The organism is Azospirillum cavernae (assembly GCF_003590795.1).
In the GTDB taxonomy this organism is placed as follows: domain Bacteria; phylum Pseudomonadota; class Alphaproteobacteria; order Azospirillales; family Azospirillaceae; genus Azospirillum; species Azospirillum cavernae.
The window spans coordinates 825,630-842,173 of the sequence record NZ_QYUL01000001.1 but is presented as its reverse complement, the minus strand read 5'-3'; the positions used below and the strand labels follow the sequence as shown (position 1 = coordinate 842,173).

At 65.0% G+C, this 16,544-nt stretch carries 14 protein-coding genes; 7 read left to right on the top strand and 7 right to left on the bottom strand.

The window, feature by feature from the left end; genetic code table 11:
• Position 1 precedes the first annotated feature (1 nt).
• Both secD and yajC read right to left on the bottom strand, forming a co-directional pair.
• Positions 2 to 1,600 carry a protein translocase subunit SecD gene (gene secD / locus D3877_RS03960; RefSeq protein ID WP_119829436.1) on the bottom strand — a complete coding sequence of 533 codons (1,599 nt, stop codon included), beginning with the start codon at positions 1,598 to 1,600 and terminating at the stop codon, positions 2 to 4.
• A 39-nt stretch (positions 1,601 to 1,639) separates the two neighbouring features.
• A complete protein-coding gene (yajC, locus tag D3877_RS03955) occupies positions 1,640 to 2,065 on the bottom strand; it encodes a preprotein translocase subunit YajC (RefSeq protein WP_119829435.1) in 426 nt (141 codons plus the stop codon).
• Positions 2,066 to 2,289: 224 nt separating this feature from the next.
• On the opposite strand from yajC, the gene D3877_RS03950 reads away from it, so the two are divergent.
• Positions 2,290 to 3,147, top strand: a complete 858-nt coding sequence (locus tag D3877_RS03950) for an ATP-binding protein (protein ID WP_119829434.1) — start codon at positions 2,290 to 2,292, stop codon at positions 3,145 to 3,147.
• Here the strand turns inward: D3877_RS03950 and D3877_RS03945 are convergent.
• Genes D3877_RS03945 through serS form a run of 4 tightly spaced genes read right to left on the bottom strand, consistent with a single transcriptional unit; the run spans position 3,104 to position 7,303 of the window.
• Positions 3,104 to 4,603 carry a peptidoglycan DD-metalloendopeptidase family protein gene (locus tag D3877_RS03945; protein WP_119829433.1) on the bottom strand — a complete coding sequence of 500 codons (1,500 nt, stop codon included), beginning with the start codon at positions 4,601 to 4,603 and terminating at the stop codon, positions 3,104 to 3,106. The genes D3877_RS03950 and D3877_RS03945 overlap by 44 nt on opposite strands.
• Positions 4,600 to 5,253, bottom strand: a complete 654-nt coding sequence (locus D3877_RS03940; protein WP_119829432.1) for a protein-L-isoaspartate(D-aspartate) O-methyltransferase — start codon at positions 5,251 to 5,253, stop codon at positions 4,600 to 4,602. The genes D3877_RS03945 and D3877_RS03940 overlap by 4 nt, the downstream gene beginning before the upstream one ends.
• Positions 5,250 to 6,032 (bottom strand): 5'/3'-nucleotidase SurE, encoded by a 783-nt coding sequence (gene surE / locus D3877_RS03935; protein ID WP_119829431.1) that lies wholly within the window; start codon positions 6,030 to 6,032, stop codon positions 5,250 to 5,252. The genes D3877_RS03940 and surE overlap by 4 nt, the downstream gene beginning before the upstream one ends.
• Positions 6,032 to 7,303 (bottom strand): serine--tRNA ligase, encoded by a 1,272-nt coding sequence (gene serS / locus D3877_RS03930; protein ID WP_119829430.1) that lies wholly within the window; start codon positions 7,301 to 7,303, stop codon positions 6,032 to 6,034. Before serS ends, surE begins: the two co-directional genes overlap by 1 nt.
• 202 nt (positions 7,304 to 7,505) lie before the next feature.
• On the opposite strand from serS, the gene D3877_RS03925 reads away from it, so the two are divergent.
• From D3877_RS03925 to D3877_RS03905, 5 genes are all read left to right on the top strand, one after another.
• Positions 7,506 to 8,702 (top strand): MFS transporter, encoded by a 1,197-nt coding sequence (locus D3877_RS03925; RefSeq protein ID WP_238474723.1) that lies wholly within the window; start codon positions 7,506 to 7,508, stop codon positions 8,700 to 8,702.
• Positions 8,703 to 8,807: 105 nt separating this feature from the next.
• Complete coding sequence (locus D3877_RS03920) at positions 8,808 to 9,371, top strand: 1,2-dihydroxy-3-keto-5-methylthiopentene dioxygenase (RefSeq protein WP_119829429.1); 564 nt, start codon at positions 8,808 to 8,810, stop codon at positions 9,369 to 9,371.
• 427 nt (positions 9,372 to 9,798) lie between these two features.
• Positions 9,799 to 11,073, top strand: coding sequence for a type III PLP-dependent enzyme (locus tag D3877_RS03915; RefSeq protein WP_119830771.1), 1,275 nt, complete (start codon positions 9,799 to 9,801; stop codon positions 11,071 to 11,073).
• Positions 11,074 to 11,217: 144 nt separating this feature from the next.
• The gene (locus tag D3877_RS03910; RefSeq protein ID WP_119829428.1) at positions 11,218 to 12,639 is read left to right on the top strand and encodes a homospermidine synthase; all 1,422 of its coding nucleotides are present in this window, start codon (positions 11,218 to 11,220) and stop codon (positions 12,637 to 12,639) included.
• 155 nt (positions 12,640 to 12,794) lie between these two features.
• Positions 12,795 to 15,107: an LPS-assembly protein LptD gene (locus D3877_RS03905; RefSeq protein WP_119829427.1), complete on the top strand. Its 2,313-nt coding sequence runs from the start codon at positions 12,795 to 12,797 to the stop codon at positions 15,105 to 15,107.
• Here D3877_RS03905 and D3877_RS03900 read toward each other — a convergent pair.
• Positions 15,064 to 15,657, bottom strand: coding sequence for a D-glycero-alpha-D-manno-heptose-1,7-bisphosphate 7-phosphatase (locus tag D3877_RS03900; RefSeq protein WP_119829426.1), 594 nt, complete (start codon positions 15,655 to 15,657; stop codon positions 15,064 to 15,066). The genes D3877_RS03905 and D3877_RS03900 overlap by 44 nt on opposite strands.
• Before the next feature lie 160 nt (positions 15,658 to 15,817).
• Here D3877_RS03900 and D3877_RS03895 point away from each other — a divergent pair, with 160 nt between their 5' ends.
• Positions 15,818 to 16,543, top strand: a complete 726-nt coding sequence (locus D3877_RS03895) for a hypothetical protein (RefSeq protein WP_119829425.1) — start codon at positions 15,818 to 15,820, stop codon at positions 16,541 to 16,543.
• Position 16,544: the final 1 nt, after the last annotated feature.

Genomic DNA, 16,544 nt, shown 5'->3' with positions numbered 1-16,544 from the left:
CTCAAACCGGCAGCGCGGTGGGCCGCGTCTGGCGCAGCCATGTCACCATCATCAGGCGCACCAGCACCGTGGCGGTGAACATGGAAATCAGGATGCCGAAGGTGATGGTGACGGCGAAACCCTTGATGGTGCCGGTGCCGAAGATGAACAGCAGCGCCATCTTGATCGCCGTCGTCAGATTGGAATCGACGATGGTGCTGTAGGCCCGGCTGAACCCGGCCTCCATCGAGGCGAACACGCCCCGGCCCTTCTTCGTCTCTTCGCGAATGCGCTCGTTGATGAGGATGTTGGCGTCCACCGCCAGACCCAGCGTCAACAGCACGCCCGCGATGCCCGGCAGGGTCAGCGTGGCGTGCAGCAGCGACAAGGCCGCCAGCGTCAGCACGATGTTGATGAGCAGGGCGAAGCAGGCGAAGGCGCCGAACAGCCCATAGGACGCGATCATGTAGACGCAGACCATCACGAAGCCGACGGCGACCGCCGTCAGACCGGAGCGGATCGAATCGGCGCCCAGATCGGGGCCGACCGTGCGCTCTTCGATCACCTTCAACGGCGCGGGCAAGGCGCCCGCGCGCAACAGCACCGCCAGATCGTTGGCCGACGCGGCGGAGAAGTTGCCGCTGATCTGGCCACGCCCGCCGGTGATCGGCTCGCGGATGACCGGGGCGCTGATGACCTTGTTGTCAAGCACGATGGCGAAGGGACGACCAACGTTCGCCTTGGTGATTTCGGCGAAACGGTTGGCTCCGGCGCTGTTGAACTCGAAATTCACCACCCACTCGCCGCTCTGCGAGTTGGTGGAGGCCGTCGCGTTCTTCAGGGTGGCGCCATCCACCTCGACCTTCTTGCGGATGACGTAAGAGGTCTGGCCGCGTCCACCTTCGCTCGACGGCAGAATCTCCGATCCCGGAGGGGCGCGGCCCGTCGAGGGATCGGCGCTGCTGTCCACCAGACGGAAGGTCATCTTCGCCGTGGTGCCGAGCAGACGCTTGACGCGGTCGGGATCCTCGACGCCGGGAAGCTGGACCAGGATGCGGTCGGTGCCCTGGCGGGCGATGGTCGGCTCGTTCACGCCGGTCTCGTCGATGCGGCGGCGAACGATTTCGATGGATTGCTCGATGGCCTGGGTGGCGCGGTCGCGCAGGGCGACTTCGCTCAAGGCCACCGTCACCGTCGGGCCGTTGACCGACACCGCGATGTCGGGCTGCCCACCGGCCATGGTCACGCCGCCGACCGGGTTGGACAGGCCACGCAGAGCCTTCACCGCGTCATCGGTCTGGGCGGCGTCGCGAAGCTGGACGGTCACGGCGCGGTCCCCGGCGGTGATCGCCGTGTAGCCGACGTTGGCGGTGCGCAGTTGCTGCCGCGCCCCGTCCACCAGCCCTTCGACCCGGTCACGGATGACCGTGGCCATATCGACTTCGAGCAACAGATGCGATCCGCCGCGCAGGTCGAGACCCAGCGCCACCCGGCTGTTGGCGTACCAACTTGGCAGACTGGCCAGCGTCTCGCGGCCCAGGAAGTTCGGCAACATCACGATGAACCCGGCGACGCAGGTCGCCACGATCATATAAATCTTCCAGCGCGAAAAATAGAGCATGCGTCACTCGAATCCGATTGGACGACCGGCCAAGCCGGGTTACTTGCGGCCCAACAGCTTGCCAAGGAACCCACCGGCGCCGGGCGCCTCGTCGGTCTTGGCGGCGCCGTCGGCGGGGGCGGCGGCGTCGCCGGGCTTGCCGCTGGCCGGTTCGGTCTTGGCGAGCACGAGGTTGACCGTCGAGCGCACGCAGCGCACGCGGACATTCTCGGCGATTTCGACGGTCAGCTCGTCGTCCGGGCCGACCTTGTTCACGACGCCGATGATGCCGCCGCCGGTCACGACGCGATCACCGCGACGGATGGCCGACAGCATGGCCTTGTGCTCCTTCATCTTCTTTTGCTGCGGACGGATCAGCAGGAAATAGAAGACGACGAAGATCAGAATCAGCGGCAGAAATTGCACAACCATGTCACCACCGGCAGCGGGCGCGGCGGTCTGTGCATAAGCCGTCGAAACGAACATCTGGGAGCTCCTTTTGGGTTGGTCTCGCGCGGGGTTCGGCGTTCCGCCGGGACGCCGCGACTATAGCCGCCCATGCTTGGGATGCAACGGTGATGCGCCGTCATCCGGGGTTTGGCGGCGGCTTGTGCGCCCGCACCGCTGTGATACCGTGCGGGCGCGTCGCAAAGATGGCGGCGCGGACGCCCGGTTTCCATGAAAATTCGCGCAGAGGCGCCAGGAAAACGATGCCAGACGACTCTTTGATCCCGCTCTTGACCCGCATCGCCGACGCGCTCGACCGTCTGGCCCCGCCACCGCCGGTCGCGCTCGACATCGCCGCCGCCGACGCCTTCGTCTGGCACACCGACCCTGATCGGCTGGAGCCGGTGCCGTCGGTCAACCGGGTGGACATCGCTCTGTTGCAGGGTGTGGAGCGGCAGCGCGACATCCTGTTGGACAACACCCGGCGTTTCGCGGGCGGTCTGCCCGCCAACAACGCCCTGCTGTGGGGATCGCGCGGCACCGGCAAAAGCTCTCTGGTCAAGTCGATCCACGCCGTGGTGTGCCAGGAGCGTCCGGACGAGCTGGCGCTGGTGGAAATCCACCGCGAGGACATCCCCACCCTGCCCCGCCTGCTGACCCGGCTGAAGGGCGAAGCGCGCCGCTTCATCCTGTTCTGCGACGACCTGTCCTTTGACCATGACGACGCGCATTACAAGTCGCTGAAAGCGGTTCTGGACGGCGGGATCGAGGGGCGGCCCGACAATGTGGTGTTCTACGCCACGTCGAACCGCCGCCACCTGATGCCGCGCGACATGATCGAGAATGAACGCTCGACCGCCATCAACCCGGCGGAAGCGGTCGAGGAAAAAGTCTCGCTGTCCGACCGTTTCGGCCTGTGGCTGGGCTTCCACAATTGCGACCAGACCACCTATTTCGCGATGATCGAGGGCTACGCCCGCCATTTCGGCCTGGAGATCGCCACCGAGCAGCTCCACGCCGAAGCGGTCGAATGGTCGGTCACGCGCGGCAGCCGGTCGGGCCGCGTCGCGTGGCAGTTCATCCAGGACCTGGCGGGCCGTCTCGGAACGCCCCTTCGCTGACCGGCTTGCGGTCCATCTGGCCGGAGGGGTCCACCGCCTGGCTGCCCTTGCGCAGCTCGAAATGAAGCTGCGGGCTGGTGACGGAGCCGGTTTGACCGACCCGGCCCACCGTTTGCCCGCGCTTCACCGTCGCCCCGCGCTCCACCTCGATGCGGTCGAGGTGGGCGTAGGCGGTGATCCAGCCGTCGGCGTGCTTCAGCAGCAGCAGATTGCCAAAGCCGCGCAACTCGTTCCCGGCGTAGGCGACGATTCCATTGTCGGCGGCGACCACCGCCGTACCCTTGCTGGCGGCGATGTTCAGCCCGTCATTGTGCAGGCCGTCGGGCTTGGGGCCATAGCCCGAAATCAAGCGTCCTTTGACCGGCCACAGGAAACGCGCGCCGCCACGCGGGGGCGGCGCGGCGTCCGGCTTGGCTTCGGTGGGTTTGGCCTCCGGCTTGGCGGGGTCGGTCTTGGCGAAATCCGGTTTTGACGGCGGCGGCGGGGGAACGCCGGCGATTTCGGTCGGCGGCGCTTCGGCGGGCGCGGCGTTGCGTCCGGCGGGCAGGTTGGGCGGAGTCGGGGTTGCCGCCGAGACGGCGGGCGCAGCCTGAACCGAAGACGCGGCGGCGTCCGCCGTCGTCTCGGGCTTGTGGCTCGGCGCGCGCAGATTGGTCGGTCCCTGCCCCGGTTGATAGGCCATTTCGGGTTCGGACACGCCCGCCGCCGGAGCCGTCGCCGCGCTCGCCCCCATGGAGGGTTTGGTCAAGGGAATCGGCGCCCCGGCCACGCCACCGCTTGGCCCCGGAGGGGGCGCGGAATCCGCCGCCGCTGGAGCGGAGGGAGCGAGCGGAGTCGGAGCCGCCGCGCCGGGCGGCGCCAATTCGGCGGCCTGGATCGACGACCGTCCAGCCCCACGCCCGGACGACGGCGCTGTTGTGGTCGCCGGGGACGGCGCCTCGGCCACCATCGCGCCTGTGGCCGGAGCCTTGATGTCCGGCGCGCCGGTCGGCGGACGGCTGTCGGCGCCGGGCAAGCGCAGCGCCTGTCCGGCCTGCACCGCGAAGGGCGCCGTCAGACCGTTCAGCCGAGTCAATTCGCTGACATCCACGTTGTTCATGCGGGAGATGCCGTACAGCGTGTCGCCACGCTGGACGATGTATTGTCGAGCCGTCGGCAGGACCAGCCGCTGACCGGCTTCCAGCTTGTAGGGCGGCGAGAGGCGATTCGCTTCGATCAGGTCGCGCAGCGGCACATTGTGACGGCGCGCGACGGTGTAAGCGCTGTCGCCCTTCTGCACCATGATCGACCCGCCTGCCGAATCCGGCGTGCTGCCGCTTCCCATGTTGACGACGGGGGCCAGTCCGCCGACCCGTTCACAGGCGGCCAACGCCAGAACGATCAGCGAGGCGGCGGCCAAACGTGAGGCGCGGCGCGCGGGGCGCCCAAGCGGAGTCGGGCAAGCGGCGGAGGTCATGCGGAACGAACCTGTTGCGGCGGGTCGGACAGCAGCGGAACGAAGCGAACGGGCCACAGATCCTCCCGAAGAATACCGGAATCGGTGCGCCGGAGGCGGACCATCGTCTGTTCACGATAATCCCCGCCCAGCGGAATGACCATGACACCACCAACGGCGAGTTGATCCGTCAAGTCTTTTGGCGGCTCCTGCCCCCCGGCGGCCGTCACCAGCACACGGGAAAACGGCGCCTGTTGCGGCCAACCACGGGTTCCATCACCCAGGCGAGTCGTGATGTTGCCGATGTTCAGCAGGCGAAACCGGCGTTCCGCCTCGTTCAACAGGGGGCGCAGACGTTCGATGGTGAAGACCCGGCGGCAGAGCTGCGCCAGCACCGCCGCCTGATACCCCGATCCGGTGCCGATCTCCAGCACCAGATGACGGGGATGCAATTCCAGCGCCTGCGTCATAAGCGCCACGATCAACGGTTGGCTGATCGTCTGGCCGCAGTCAATGGGAAGCGCCATGTCGTCCCAGGCATGATCCTGAAAGGCGTCCGGCACAAACACGTCACGCGGGATCCGTTCGATGGCGCCAAGGATGGACGTGTCGGACACCCCCGCCCCACGAAGCGCCATCAGCAAACGGATCTTGCGCGCGTCTGTGCTCACACAAAGGCCTGTTTCAGTGTCTGCAAGGTCGGCGTGTGGGTCAAATCAAGGAACACCGGCGTGATCGAAATCCCGCCGTTGAACACGGTGTAAATATCGGTGTCCTCGGCCACGTCGGCCTCGCCCCGCAAGGTGCCGATCCAGAAATAGGCCTTGCCGCGCGGATCGACTCGCTCGATCAACTCGTCGCCGATCTTGCGTTTGCCGTGCCGCACCACCCGCACGCCTGTGACCTCATCCGCCGGGCAAGCCGGAAAATTGACGTTCAGCAGGACGTTTTTCGGCCACGCCACCGTGACCGCTTTGCGCACCACGTCGGCGCCATGGGCAATGGCCGCCGACCAGTCGATGGGGTTGCCGGTTTCGTAATGCTGGCTCATGGCGATGGCGGGAACGCCGAGCAGCGTCGCCTCCATCGCGGCGGCGATGGTGCCGGAATAGGTCACATCCTCGCCGATGTTGGAGCCTTGGTTGACGCCGGACAGGACCAGCGTCGGACGGGCGTCCTTCATCACATGGTTGATCGCCAGCAGCACGCAATCGGTCGGCGTGCCGTCCACCGTGAACCGGCGGTCGTCCAGCTTGCGCAGGCGCAGGGGCCGGTTGATGGTCAGCGAATGGCTGGCCGCCGACTGCTCCATCTCCGGCGCCACCACCCACACGTCATCCGACAGGGAACGCGCGATGGCTTCCAGCACCTTCAGCCCCTGGGCGTGAATGCCGTCGTCGTTGGTGACGAGGATGCGGGTTTTCGACAGGTCGAGCGGCAAAACGAACATCAGGCGGAAATCCTCTCCATGCCGCGCATGTAGGGGCGAAGGGCGTCGGGAACCAGGATCGAGCCGTCGGGCTGCTGGTAATTTTCCAACACCGCGATCAGGCAACGCCCGACCGCCACACCCGACCCATTGAGGGTGTGCAGGAATTGAGTTTGTTTCTCGCCCTTCGGACGGCAACGGGCCTTCATGCGGCGGGCCTGGAAATCGCCGCAATTCGACACGCTGGAGATCTCGCGGTAAGCGTTCTGCCCCGGCAGCCAGACCTCGACGTCGTAGGTCTTGCGCGAGGAAAAGCCCATGTCGCCGGTGCACAGCACGATGGTGCGGTAGGGCAGACCCAGCCGTTCCAACACGGTTTCGGCGCAACGGACCATGCGTTGATGCTCGGCCTCCGACTGTTCGGGCGTGGTCAGCCCGACCATTTCGACCTTCCAGAACTGGTGCTGGCGGATCATGCCGCGCGTGTCGCGCCCCGCCGATCCGGCTTCGGCGCGGAAGCAGGGGGTCAGCGCGGTGTAGCGCAGCGGCAACTCTTCGCTGGCGACGATCTGGTCGGCGACAAGATTGGTCAGCGGCACTTCGGACGTCGGAATCAGGTAATGATCCGATCCGGTGGTCTTGAACAGATCCTCTTCAAATTTCGGCAACTGGCCGGTGCCGAACAGGGCTGTGTCGCGCACCATCAGCGGCGGGGCGATTTCGGTGTAGCCATGCTCCGACGTGTGGATGTCGAGCATGAAGTCGGCCAGGGCGCGTTCCAGGCGGGCCAGCCCGCCCTTCAGCACGGTGAAGCGGGCGCCCGACATGCGGGCCGCCGCCTCGAAATCCATCAGGCCCAGCGCCTCGCCCAGCTCGTAATGCTGCTTGGCGTTGGCGATGGCGGGCGGCGCGCCCCAGCGGCGGATCTCGACGTTGGCGGTCTCGTCCGGGCCGTCCGGCACGTCGTCGGCGGGGATGTTGGGCAGACCGGCGAGCAGCGTGTCGAGTTCGGCGCCAAGGCGGCGCTCCTCCTCCTCCACCTGGGGCAGACGGTCCTTCAGCGCGGCCATCTCGTCCAGGATCGGTTGGGCGTCGCGCCCCTCGCGCTTGGCGAGGCCGATTTCCTTGGCCGCCTCGTTCCGGCGGGCCTGCATGTCCTGCAACTGGGTCTGCGCGGCGCGGCGGCGGCTGTCCAGGTCGATCACCGACGACGACAACGCCGCCAATCCCCGGCGGCCAAGGCCACGGTCGAAGGCTTCGGGATTCTCTCGGATGGCGCGAAGGTCGTGCATGGCTCGGACAGACTGCGAATGGGTGGGAGGTTGGTTATACGGCGCGGCTCCCCGAAGATCCAGCGCAAGGCCGGAGCGACAGCGGTTCTGCGCTCCCGGCATGGCCGCCACGCCGATGCAGCCTTGGACAGCGGCGGAAGGTCGCGCCACTGTCTCCCCCGCCGCGTTGCAGCGGAGAACCGGGACCGAAGGGGACACGCGCGTGCGCGACGGAGACGAAACGGCCTATTTGGAGGCCGGAACCGCCGCCTATAGGTCGGCCAGCCGCATTCTGTTCGTCGCGGGTTTTTCCACCTTCGCCACGCTCTATTGCGTGCAGCCGCTGATGCCGGATTTTGTGCGTGAGTTTGGCGTCACCCCGGCGGAATCGAGCCTGACCTTGTCGCTCAGCACCGGGCTGCTGGCGGTGGCGTTGCTGATCGCCGGAGCCTTGTCGGACGGGATCGGGCGCAAGCCGGTGATGGTGGCGGCCCTGCTGGCGTCGGGGTTGCTGGGAATCGTCGGCGCGGTGATGCCGGATTGGCACGGATTCCTGATCCTGCGCGCGCTGGAGGGAATCGCCCTCAGCGGTCTGCCCGCCGTGGCCATGGCCTATGTTTCTGAAGAGGTTGACCCCAAATCCGCCGGGGTGGCCATGGGCCTCTACATCGGCGGAACGGCGATGGGCGGCATGTCGGGCCGGGTGATGACCGCGCTGGTCGCCGATCTGGGCAATTGGCGGATCGCCGTCGGGCTGGTCGGCGCCCTGGGCGTGGTCGCGGCGCTGACGGTGTGGAAAGCGCTGCCGCCGTCGCGCCATTTCGTGCGACGGCCATCGGGATTGCGCGCCCAGGCGCAGTCCTGGCGCGGGCTGTTGAGCGACCGGGGCATCCTCGCTTTGTTCTCGTTGGGCTTCCTGCTGATGGGCGGTTTCGTCACCGCCTTCAACTACATCGGCTTTCGGCTGACCGACCCGCCCTTTGAGCTGCGCCCGGCCTTGGTTGGGGCGGTGTCCATCGTCTATTGCTTCGGCATGGTCAGCTCGCCGCTGTTCGGCTGGCTCGCCGGACGCTTTGGCAATGACCGAACGTTGGTGGCGGCGGTTCTGCTGATGATCGCTGGGCTGGCCGTGTTGGAGTTGGACCATCTTGCGACGATGTTGATCGGCATCGCGCTGTTCACCTTCGCCTTTTTCGGCGCGCACTCCATTGTGTCCGCCTGGATCGGCCAGCGCGCCCAAACCGCCCGTGGTCAGGCGTCGTCGATGTATCTGTTCTGCTACTACATGGGATCGACGGTGGCCGGAACGTTGGGCGGGCTGTTCTGGCACGGCTATGGCTGGACCGGGGTGGCGTTGTTCATCGGCGGGTTGCTGTCGGTCGCGGCGCTGGTCGCCCTTGGCCTGCTGCGCCGCCGCTGAGCCACAGCTTTTGGGGGTGCGACAACGGAACACCGCACGCGTTCGCGTTTTCTTAAAGGGTCACGACCGATCCTGACCGCGCACGAGGCAAATCGGCGACGGCCCATGACCCATCTGACCGTTTACCGCGACCATGACCCGTCCTTCCCGGAACTGGCGACCCGAGATCTCATTGTTTTGGTTGGGCATCTGGCCATGACCGGCATTCTGTTCGAACGCTGGGCCGCCAGCCATTCCCTGCCCCACGACGCCGGAAGCGAGGATGTGCTCGCCGCCTACGCGACGGACGTCGCGCGCTTGCAAGCCGCCCGTGGTTACAAGACGGTTGACGTCGCCCGCGTGCCGCGCGGCGTCGCCAACGCCGCCGACTTGCGCGCCAAATTTCTCGACGAACACACCCACAGCGAGGATGAAGCCCGCTTTTTCGTCGAAGGCAGCGGAGCGTTCTATCTGCACATCGACCGTCGGGTGTTCCGCATCGTCTGCGAAACCGGGGACCTGTTGAGCGTTCCGGCGGGGGTGCGCCACTGGTTCGACATGGGGCCAGATCCCCATTTCACCGCCATCCGCTTTTTCAAGCGCCCGGACGGCTGGATGGCCGAACCGACGGGCGCCGACATCGCCGCGCGCTTTCCCGGTTACGAAGGCCCTACCGCCTCGCCCCGCTGAAACCGCGCCCGCATCGCAAAAAATTCACTTGAATTGCCGCGCAAAAAGCGTATTTCAGGGATCGAACGACGCACCCGCACGTGCCTATGGCCCTCTGTGGTTATGCTACGACGTACCGCGTCCTTTTTGGAAGAACCGGCCATTCCAGTGGGTCGGTCCCGAGAGGGAGGTTAGTATGTGTGCTGCCCACGGTGGGGCTTTGAGACGGTAGCCCTATAGCCGGAAATCGACGCGCTGTTGCCCGGAGCTTCGCAGCCCGGGGCCGTGCCCGAACCGGCTTTTTCCGTCTTCACCCCCCTATCCGAACAATTCGTTGATCCCCGCATCGCAACGCCATTCCTGTCTTCAGGTTTTGGCGCGGCGTCGGTGGATCGCCGTCTGCTCACTGAACCGGATTGAAATCCGCGTTCAGGGTATGGAGTGCGCCATGGGCTTCCTGCGTTCCCGTTCCGCCGTCACCCCGCTGCGCCGCAACACGCTGGCCACGGTGTCCCTGTCCACCGCCCGCCGGACCAGCGTCGTCCAGGCGGTCGCCCTGCATCGCCCGGAAGAGCCGATGCACTGCGTTCGCCCCGGCGTTCTGGCCGACACCGCCCACAGCTTCGTCACCGCCTTTGACGCAACGACGGAGTCCGTTGGGCGTGGCGGCGATGTCCTCTACGCCGTGAAGTGCAACCCGGAACCGGCGGTTCTGCGCGCCCTGTGGGCGGGCGGCGTGCGCCATTTCGACGTCGCCTCCCCCGGCGAAATCCGCCTGATTCGTCAGATGTTCCCGGACGCGACGCTGCATTACATGCACCCGGTCAAGGGGCGTCAGGCGATCCGCGCCGCTTACGAGCAATATGGCGTCCGCGACTTCGTGCTCGACAGCGCGGAAGAACTGACCAAGATTCTGGAGGAAACCGAACACGCCGCCGACCTTGGTCTTGTGGTCCGGTTGGGGCTGCCCAAGGGCAACGCCGTCTATGACCTGTCGGGCAAGTTCGGCGCGGCGATGAACGAAGCGGCGGAGCTGCTGCGCGCCGCCCGCGCCGTCGCCGCCCGCGTCGGCGTGTCCTTCCATGTCGGCTCGCAGATGCTGGACCCGTCCGCCTATGAGCGGGCGTTGGAATTGGCCGGGCGCGTGATCGCCGACTCCGGCGTCGCCATCGACATGTTGGACGTCGGCGGCGGCTTTCCGGTGTCCTATCCGGGCGTCACCCCGCCGCCGCTGGGCGACTTCATGGCCGCCATCGCGCGCGGCGTCCAGGCGCTCGACCTGCCCGACCATTGCCGCGTCTGGTGCGAGCCGGGCCGCGCCCTGGTGGCGCCCGGCGTCTCGCTGGTCGTTCAGGTGGTCAAGCGCCGGGGGAGCGAGTTGTTCATCAATGACGGCGTCTATGGCGCGCTCTCCGACGCCGGGGTTCCCGGTTTCCGCTTTCCCGCCCGCCTGATTCGCCCCTTCGCGGCGATGACCGATGCGACGGACGAAGGTTTCAGCTTTTACGGCCCGACCTGCGACAGCGCCGACAAGATGAACGGCCCGTTCTTTTTGCCGTCGGACATCCAGGCCGGGGATTGGATCGAGCTTGGCCAATTGGGCGCTTATGGCTCCTGCCTGCGCACGGCCTTCAACGGATTCGATCAAGCCCGCGTGGTCGAAGTGGCGGACGCGCCGCTGCTCGAAACGCCCGGCTACCGCCTGCGGTCCTGCGCCGCGTAAGCGGAACGCTGGAAACTGTGGATAAAATCCAAGAAATTCTGTAACATTCACCGCTCCGACGCCCGATCATCCACTCTTCACCGAAGAGGGGACGGGCGTCGGCGTATGTCGTTCGTTAAACTACCTCGGGGGAGACAAGCAATCATGGCCCTGGACACGAAGCTCTGCACGTTCACAGGCCGCATGGTCATCGTTGGTTTTGGATCGATTGGCCAGGGTGTTTTGCCGCTGCTTCTTCGTCACCTCGATGGTCTGACGTCGGATCGAATCACCATCGTGACCGCCGAAGAGCGCGGGCGCGAGGAGGCGGAGGAATATGGCGTCGCGTTCCACAACAACCCGTTGAACAACGACAATTTTTTCCAGGTTTTGAAGCCGCTGCTCGACAAGGGCGATTTCCTCGTCAACCTGTCGGTCGACGTGTCGTCGATCGCGTTGTTCGAGTTCTGCCATCGCATCGGCGCCTTCTACATCGACACCTGCACGGAGCCGTGGGCGGGAGGTTACACCGACTCCAGCCTGTCGCCCTCGCTGCGCTCCAACTACGCCCTGCGCGAGGCGGCGCTGGCCCGCCGCGCCGATTTCGCCGGTGGTCCAACGGCGGTGCTGACCCACGGGGCCAATCCCGGTCTGGTGTCGCACTTCGTCAAGCAGGCCCTGCTGAACATCGCCGCCGACACCGGGGTCGAGACGGACGTCCCGACCGACCGCGACGGTTGGGGCCGTTTGGCCGCGCGGCTGGGCGTCAAGACCATCCATGTGGCCGAACGCGACACCCAGGTGTCGAATCAGCCCAAGCAGATCGGCGAGTTCGTCAACACCTGGTCGATCGACGGCTTTGTCGGCGAAGGCTGCCAGCCGGCGGAATTGGGTTGGGGCACGCATGAAAAGCAATTGCCCGAGGATGGCCGCCGCCACGAGTTCGGGTGCGACGCCGCCATCTATCTGATGCGCCCCGGCGCCTCGACCAAGGTGCGGACCTGGACGCCGCTGGAAGGCCCCTTCCATGGCTTCCTCATCACCCACAGCGAGGCGATTTCGATCTCCGACTATTTCACGGTGCGCGAGGGCGAGAAGGTGGTTTACCGCCCGACCTGCCATTACGCCTACCACCCGTGCGACGACGCGGTGAAGTCGGTGCATGAGTTGGCGGGCAAGAACTGGGCGATCCAGGCCAGCCAGCGCCTGATGATGCACGAGATCGTCAGCGGCATGGATGAGTTGGGCGTTCTTCTGATGGGCCACGAGAAAGGCGCCTATTGGTACGGCTCGCGCCTGACCATCGAAGAGGCGCGCGAGCTCTGCCCCTACAACAACGCGACCTCCATGCAGGTGACGTCGACCGTGTTGGGCGGCATCATCTGGGCGCTGGAGAACCCGAATCGGGGCGTCGTCGAACCGGACGAGGTCGATTTCCGCCGAGTGTTGGAGATCGCCGCCCCCTATCTGGGCGAGGTCGTCGGCGCCTATGGCGATTGGACCCCGTTGCAGGATCGCGGCTTGCTGTTCCCCGAGGACATCGACGAGAGCGATCCGTGGCAGTTCAAGAACTTCCGCGTCGTCTGATCCGACAAGTCGGACAAAAATTCGGGTGGGCCGGACCTTTTTCGGCCCACCCGTCGTTCATTCCCGTGGGCGGTTGACCACAGTCACGTCGTTACCGGCATGATCCCGTTGCGAAACCGTTGACTTGGGGGGCGCTTCCCCCAATCGTTCCAACCATGCCCAAGCACGTCCTTCGGCGCCACCGCGCCACCGCCCCCCGACGCGCCAGCGTCACCGGCAAGACCGCCTTGTCGCCGATCCTCCGCTCCGGCATCGTCGGGTTGATGATCGCGTGCGGCGTCGTGACCGCCGATCTGGCGGACGCGCAATCACCCGCGCGGGCGCCCCAGCCGCCGACGCTGCTGACCGCCGATCAGGTGATGTTCGACGAGACGAACAATCTGGTCACGGCGACCGGCAATGTGGAGTTGGCGCAGGGCAAGCGCACCGTCCGCGCCGACAAGATCACCTACAACCAGAAAACCAAAATCGTCACCGCGACCGGGGCCATTCGTTTGGTCGAGCCGTCGGGCGAAATCACCTTTGCCGACTATGCCGAACTGACGGACGACTTGAAGGACGTGTTCATCGAGAATGTCCGCGTTCTGATGATCGACAACAGCCGTATGGTTGGCAACGAGGGGCAACGGCGCGACGGCAAGATCACCAAGGTCAGCCGTGGCGTCTACAGCCCTTGCGAGCTGTGCAAGTCTGATCCGAACAAGGCTCCCTTGTGGCAGATTCGCGCCGTCCGCGTCGTTCACGACAACGAGGAGCATGAGGTCCGCTATCAGGACGCCACGATGGAGTTCTTCGGAATTCCGTTTTTCTACACGCCCTATCTGTCGCACGCCGATCCGTCCGTGGACCGCAAGAGTGGCTTCCTGACGCCATCCTTCGGCAACAGCTCCGATCTCGGCGCCATTCTGAAAACCCGTTATTACTGGGACATTGGCGGCAACCAGGACGCCACGTTCGAGGTGAGCGGTTTTTCCAAGCAGGGGCTTCTGCTTGGGGGAAATTACCGCAAACGGTTCGAGAATGGTCGGTTGGAACTGGACGGCGCCATCACTCAAGGTGAGTTGCCCAACGGACCCGCGACGGGAGCGCCCAAGGACAAGCGTCTTCGTGGCTACGCCGCCGCCAGAGGTCTGTTCGACATCAACGACACCTGGCGAGCCGGATTCGACGTCAAGAAGGCCAGCGATGAAACATTCTTGCGTCGCTATTACGATGTCCGCGACGATTACCTGACCAGCAAGGTTTTCGTCGAAGGCTTCCGTGGGCGCAACTACGCGGCCCTTGCGGCTTTCGGCTTCCAGGATCTGCGCTACGGCAACACGACCCCGGAACCAATTGCGCTGCCGACGGCGCGCTACAACGCTTTGGGTGAACCTGGAAGCCTGTTTGGCGGGCGTTGGTCGTTGGACAGCAGCCTTCTCGCGATCACGCGTCCGAACGATGCCGGGCCGAATTCCCGGCGTGTCATGGTGCAACCTGGCTGGCAACGCGACATCGTGTCGAACGTTGGCTTCATCACCACGTTGTCAGCCAATGTTCTGGCCGCCGGTTATTCCGCCGACCACTTCAACACCACCGATCCGACCACGCGCGGCAGCAGCGACGTCAGCCGATTCCGCTTCTTCCCGCAAGGGCAGGTCATGGTTCGTTATCCGTTCGTGCGCTATGGCCAATCCTCGCAACAGTTGATCGAACCGATCGTGCAAGCGACCGTGGCGCCCAAACTGCCGAATGGAAAGATTTTCCCGAACGAAGACAGCGTCGATGTTGAGTTCGACGAGGTCAATCTGCTGACCCCCAACCGTTACACCGGCATCGACCGGCTGGATGACGGCATGCGGGTCACATACGGCTTGCGCACCGCCTATTATGGCTACAAGCAAGGCTCTGCAAGCCTGTTTCTTGGACAAAGCCATCGCTTGACCGACAGTTCGGGCTTCAAGGTTGGTTCGGGCCTGGAAGACCATGTGTCGGACTATGTCGGACGCCTTGATCTGCAACCGGCGGAATGGCTGGATGTGAATTACGGCTTCCGCATCGATCACGACACGCTGAAGCCGCGCCGCCATTCGTTGAACGCGTCAGCCGGTGTGCCGCTGCTGCGCTTGGGAACCTCCTACACCTTTGTCGACCAGACCACCTCACGCACGGCGACGACCCTTGATCGGGTTGAGCAAGCGACCTTTTCGCTCAATTCCAACTTTGTGCAAAATTGGGGGTTGGGAATCTCCCATGTGCAAGCGATGGAACCGCAGCCAGGCCCGCGATCCACGCTCGCCACCCTCACTTATGGGGATGAGTGCCTTATTTTCCAGACCATCCTTCGCCGCGACTTCACCACGTCAAGCAATGGCGTGAAGGACGGCAACACGCTTTTCTTCCGATTTGTCTTCAAGAATGTCGGTGAGTTCAAGACACCGAGCATCAGCATGAATTTCCTGGGAAATTCGGCGACGACCGGCCAGTAAGAATAGGGTCGGCAAGAAACGGAACAATGTCCGACAGACGGCCAACCACCCGGTTGGCCGTTTTCGTATCCGCAACCGTCCCCATCGGATCAACCAACACCCGCATGCCAACCCCCGCCGCCTGAGCCGCCTGCATGTCGGTCGGTTGATCGCCAACGAAGATCGACCGGGCCAGATCCAGATCATGCCGCCGCGCCGCCTCCAGGATCATGCCGGGGGCGGGCTTGCGCCAAAAGCTCTCGCGGGCAAAGCGTTCAACCGGCCCAGCCCGATGGTATGGGCAATGGTAAACGCCCGCCAAATCGACGCCGCGCGCCCGGAACTCTTCGACCATCCAGGCGGTGAAGGCCAGAAACTCCGGCTCTGAAAAATACCCCCGCGCGATGCCCGACTGGTTGGTGATGACCGCGACGCGATACCCCCGATCCATGGCCGCTCGCGCCAGATCAAAAACACCGTCCACAAACTGGAAACGGTCATGGGTCACGACATAGCCGTGATCGACGTTGATGACGCCGTCGCGGTCAAGAAACAGTGCGGGGCAAGGCACGCGGGCATACTCGCGATGGTGAGAATCATGCGGTGTTAGCACGGGCGCGCGCCATCTGAAAACAATGTCCCAGCCATCCCCTGTCAAGGGGTTGCATCGCACACGCGTTGCCGTTAGCCATAGGCGCTTTCCATTTCCTACGCCCGCGACGCATCCGATCATGACCCTGGGACGCTACGACTACGAACGCCGTTACCGCCGCCGCGTCTTGAGCGGGGTTGGCAAATTTGGCTTGATGGCCGCCGTGGTGCTGGGCGTCGGGCTGTTCGCGTACCAGATGGGCATCGAACAGTTGAAGGGCCGCGACATCACTTTGCGCGAGGAAATCGCCGCCTTGTCGCGCCAGAAGGCTGAATTCGAGTTGTTGGCGACCCAGATGCAGCACGCCGCCCGCACCGCCGAAAGCCGCAGCGCCGAGTTGGAAGTCCGCCTTCAGCGCGAAGTCCCAACCGGCGAGTTGGCGCGGCTGAGCCAGTTGCTGGCCGAACGTCTCAAGGGCGGCCTGGACGCCAACCGTCTGGCTTTCATCATCAGCCAGGCCCAGGCTCAACGCAATTGCCAGCCTGCCGACAGCAAGCGCTTCACCCTGACCACGCCGCTGCTCAAGGGCGGCGCGCGCGGCACGACCTTCTCCAACGGCGCCATCACCGTCACCGGCGAGGGGCAATCGGCCCACAACGCCCAGGGAAACCCCGAAAGCTGGTTCGATCCGGGGCAACCCGTGACCATCAAGATCACCGGGATCGGTGGCAAAAGCACGGTCGCCACCGGCGTTCTGCCGTTGCACCAGTCTCTGGTGATCGACAACAACGAGTACCGCTTCACCTTCGCTCCCGGTCAACGGTCCTTCGTGGACGTCACCGCCGACCGCTGCGCCTATCCCTAAC